5 protein-coding genes are annotated in these 3,774 nt (G+C 60.1%); 2 read left to right on the top strand and 3 right to left on the bottom strand.

The annotated features are described in order from the left end of the window. Nucleotides 1-79: 79 nt before the first annotated feature. Both CQ12_RS21055 and CQ12_RS21050 read right to left on the bottom strand, forming a co-directional pair. Nucleotides 80-874, bottom strand: a complete 795-nt coding sequence (locus CQ12_RS21055) for a class I SAM-dependent methyltransferase (RefSeq protein ID WP_057837225.1) — start codon at nucleotides 872-874, stop codon at nucleotides 80-82. Between the two features lie 207 nt (nucleotides 875-1,081). After that, complete coding sequence (locus CQ12_RS21050) at nucleotides 1,082-1,465, bottom strand: hypothetical protein (protein WP_057837226.1); 384 nt, start codon at nucleotides 1,463-1,465, stop codon at nucleotides 1,082-1,084. A 474-nt stretch (nucleotides 1,466-1,939) separates the two neighbouring features. Between CQ12_RS21050 and CQ12_RS21045 the strand changes: the two genes are divergently transcribed. Further along, nucleotides 1,940-2,602 (top strand): SOS response-associated peptidase, encoded by a 663-nt coding sequence (locus tag CQ12_RS21045; RefSeq protein WP_057837224.1) that lies wholly within the window; start codon nucleotides 1,940-1,942, stop codon nucleotides 2,600-2,602. A 376-nt stretch (nucleotides 2,603-2,978) separates the two neighbouring features. Here CQ12_RS21045 and CQ12_RS43980 read toward each other — a convergent pair whose 3' ends face one another. Further along, complete coding sequence (locus tag CQ12_RS43980) at nucleotides 2,979-3,125, bottom strand: hypothetical protein (RefSeq protein ID WP_157088365.1); 147 nt, start codon at nucleotides 3,123-3,125, stop codon at nucleotides 2,979-2,981. A 48-nt stretch (nucleotides 3,126-3,173) separates the two neighbouring features. On the opposite strand from CQ12_RS43980, the gene CQ12_RS42535 reads away from it, so the two are divergent. After that, a complete protein-coding gene (locus CQ12_RS42535; RefSeq protein ID WP_083519399.1) occupies nucleotides 3,174-3,497 on the top strand; it encodes a hypothetical protein in 324 nt (107 codons plus the stop codon). The last annotated feature ends 277 nt before the right edge of the window (nucleotides 3,498-3,774 follow it).

The following is a 3,774-nucleotide window of genomic DNA, read 5'->3' as shown; positions in this document are numbered from 1 at the left end:
CTCTCGTGCCCGTGGAGGAGCCGTCCACAGCATCACGAGCAGACTTGGCAAAGCTGCTCTTTGAGGCGGATTGGCTTCGCTAGGCTAACGCCGACACAAGCCACAGACCCACATGCAGGCCGCGCCCGTCTGCTCCGATATTTGCAGCGAGCGCGTTGCAAACCGCTTCTGTGGCGCGTATCCGTTGCTCGCCCGAGGCATTTTCGAGCAGCGCAGGCAACGGGCCAGCCTGCGTGATGAATGCCATGCTTTGCTTGGTGTCCTTACCGTCAATCGGCACATCGGTCGCCTTGAGCGCCACTTCGCGAAACCCAGCCCCAGTCAGGATGCCACGCAGGCGCTCCTCGTTCGCGAGCGAAAACATCCCCGGTGCCAATGGATCCACCGGCGGCTGAGGCGGCACATGCGGCCGTGCAGCCTCGATCGGTACGCGAAACCACGGACTCTCCGGCATGGCCCGAAAACAGACGAACACCAGCCGCCCGCCTGCCTTCATGCCGCTGCGGATATTGGTGAAGGCCCTGATTGGGTCATCGAAGAACATCACGCCGAATCGCGAATAAACTAGATCCGCCCAGCGCGGTTCGAAGGCGTAGCTCATCGCGTCGGCCAGCGCAAAGGCGGCATTGCTAAGTGTCGCCTCGGCGACACGATGTTTGGCGAAGTCAAGCATCGGGACCGAGACATCGACGCCTAACACAGCGCCTGATGGCCCAACAACCCTGGCAAAGGCCAACAGCGTGTCGCCGGTGCCGCATCCGATGTCGATCACGTGCTCGCCCGGCTTTGCGGCCGCGGCATCTAAGCTGACGCTCGTGACTGACGTGAAGACGTCACTGATCACGGCTTGCTGCGCAACCCATGAGTGACCCATGGTGCTGTTCCAAAACTCTGCTCCACGGGTGTTTGGCGTAGGTATTGGCATTGGCAAATATCCTTGGTTCTAAAAAGGCCGATGGAGTTATCCTCGCAGGCTGCACGATATCTCAGATCGGACGCAAGGCTGAAATGTCCGCAACGGGTCATTAGCCTCCATGCAAGGCACTGACACCAAGGTCTGATTCAACTTGCAAAGCGAACCTCACCGCTCTTCATCTGGATGCACCCACTTGTACGGTGTAATCTCCCGCTGCTCGGTCAACTTGATCATGCGGACAGGCGGCTTGTAGCGGCGGGTGCCGCAGGACCGGCATCGGAACGACGGCTCTAGCTTCCAGATCGGCGTATCACGCGGCCGGTGGATAGCATCTAATGGCATGCTTGCCCTTGTCTTGCAGCGGCAGCACTCGACCTCCAGCCAGCCGTAACCGCCGTTCAGACATTGGCCAATCGTTGGGCTCGGCTGCGCGGGCCCGCCATAGCCTTCCATGCGGATTGACCATGCTTCCGCCTCGGCTCGATCCGCCGCGCGGGCGGCCTTCCTAGCCTCTTGGCGGGTCGTTTCGGCGCGCATCTTCGCGCTCATGATCCGGCCGCCCCAGATGACCTCGCGCGTCTTAGTGCTCATGCCGATATTTCAGCGGCGGCGATCCCAATGCGTAATCCACGACAGCTAGCTGCTCATCCGGCCTGTATCGCTTCAGCTTGGTCAAGCGTTTCGCTGCGCTTCCTGTGAGCGGTAAATTAGGAGGGCGCACAACAACGGCTCGGTGTTGCCTTTGGGTAACCCATGCTCTGCTCACTAAGCGATAAGGTCAGCCTTTTGAGGGAGGCAGGCATATGGATGTGTATTTGAACACCAGACGTGAGCTGCTCGTTGTCAAGAAGGGATGTCCGATCCCTCCCGTTGCTCCAGGAGGATGGCGCAAGAGCAAGAAGCGGGTTGCCAAAGTTAGCGAGGAAATCAAGGCCGCGATTCACACGCATGGCTACTACATGCGCAAGCTGAAAGACCGACACCACACTAAAGGCTGTAGGGGTATCGCGGCGGTTCCGGCAAATGTGCAATCTCTACAGCATCACGACTAACCAAGAAGCCATTCGCGCGCTGTTCCGCGTCATGAACCGTTATGTCGGCAACCTCGCGCCGATGCCGGGCGTGTTTCCCGATTATCCCGCGCCGGTCGTTCGCAATGCAGGCAGCGAACGGGAGTTGGTCCTGATGCGCTGGGGCATGCCGCCACCGCCACGCACAGGCGGACCGCCGGTAACCAACATCCGCAATACCTCCTCGCCGCACTGGCGCGGCTGGCTGAAGCCGGAAAACCGTTGTCTGGTGCCGTTCAACAGCTTCGCCGAATACGCGCCGGAGCCGAACCCCGAGACCAAGAAGAAGGATGTTGTCTGGTTCGCGATTAACGAGGATAGGCCGCTGACCTGCTTCGCGGGCATCTGGACCGAGTTCAAGGGCGATCGCGGTACCAAGTCGAAACCGATTCCCGGCCCGCACCTGGTCTATGGTTTCCTCACGACCTCGCCGAACGCCGTGGTCGAGCCGATCTATCCGAGGGCCATGCCGGTCATCTTGATCACTGACGAGGAACGCGACATTTGGATGCGCGCGCCGTGGGATGAAGCCAAGGCGCTGCAACGGCCGTTGGCCGATGATGCGATAAGGATCGTCGCCCGGGGCGCTGACAAGGAAGACAAGGCCGCTGCATGAAATACACTACCGCCGACATGGAAAAAGCCGCGCGTCGAATCCTCGAGATCGCCAACGCTGTCGAGCCGATGCAGGCTGCATCCACATGAGAAGGTCAACGAGCCGTTTTTGTTTCGCGATGGCGGCAGTCCGGCAGAATATGGCACCGGCATGAAACTCGCTATCGAGCGCGGCGCTTGTAATGCACGAATCCGGGACCTTCGTGACCTTCACTGCGGCCGGCGCCGAGCTGTTCACATAAAACACCCGATGGGTTGAGTTTTTAGTCCGCCCAACGCGGCGCGGGCGTCTGGCATCGATGGCTAGTTGGGCGGGAATAGCACGTACAGGACGAGTGCGACCACTGCCGGTCACCCCCGGAATGGCTAATTCAGACTTACGAATGGGCACGTGATTCCTGTTTGATCCAGATCAACGCGCGGCCTCGAACGAGATCAACGATCAACCTTATGGCGCGGACCGACTGGACCTTTGCATTGTCCATTGCCGCCACGCTGGCCTTGGCGGTCAGCGCGATCAGCATCCTGTTGTTCGCGATGTAGGTTACCAATGAAAAACCCGCCGGCGTGAGATGCGAAAACTGATTCTTGCTATCTTTGCCTCTGCGATGCTCGGCCCGTTTGCCGCGACCGGCGCCAACGCCACGCCGATCGCGCCATCCGTGGCGCCGACGTCAGGCGTGGAACAGGTCGGCTGGGTCTGCAACCCTTGGGGACGTTGCTGGTGGCAGCCGAACTACTATCGTCGCTATGGGTACTATCGTCGATATCGATTTGACGACGATGACTGGCCTCGCCGCCACGGCTACGGTCCAAGTTATTGGGGTCCCGGTTACAGTTGGGGCGACGGTCACGGCGGTTGGCGTCGCGGTTGGGACGATGACAACGAGCAATGAGCCGCCGGCGTGACCGGCGGGCCTACTCTCAGCGGCTCAATCGCGAGCGCTCGAACCTGAGCTGGTAGCGGGCTATCAACAGTCGGATCAGGTGATTTTTCAATTCCCGCGGCGGTCGCCCGCGCACGCCGGAACGTTTTGGCCCGTAGCGAGTCGTACAGGCGATATCGATGCCGGTTTTCCTTTTTGGGCCGATCCATGGAAAAAGCGGCTGGCTATGCGATCTCGCTCGGAATCGTCGGCTTTGGTGTTTGGATCCTCATTGCCGGCCTGAGTT

Origin of the sequence: Bradyrhizobium jicamae (assembly GCF_001440395.1) — a bacterium.
GTDB lineage: Bacteria > Pseudomonadota > Alphaproteobacteria > Rhizobiales > Xanthobacteraceae > Bradyrhizobium > Bradyrhizobium jicamae.
Note: the sequence above shows the minus strand (reverse complement) of the source record. Positions and strands in the feature narration are given on the sequence as shown.

Coding starts and splice junctions, on each gene's coding strand:
- CQ12_RS21055 (WP_057837225.1), bottom strand. CDS start 874: ATGGGTCACTCATGGGTTGCGCAGCAAGCCGTGATCAGTGACGTCTTC.
- CQ12_RS21050 (WP_057837226.1), bottom strand. CDS start 1,465: ATGAGCGCGAAGATGCGCGCCGAAACGACCCGCCAAGAGGCTAGGAAG.
- CQ12_RS21045 (WP_057837224.1), top strand. CDS start 1,940: ATGTGCAATCTCTACAGCATCACGACTAACCAAGAAGCCATTCGCGCG.
- CQ12_RS43980 (WP_157088365.1), bottom strand. CDS start 3,125: ATGCTGATCGCGCTGACCGCCAAGGCCAGCGTGGCGGCAATGGACAAT.
- CQ12_RS42535 (WP_083519399.1), top strand. CDS start 3,174: ATGCGAAAACTGATTCTTGCTATCTTTGCCTCTGCGATGCTCGGCCCG.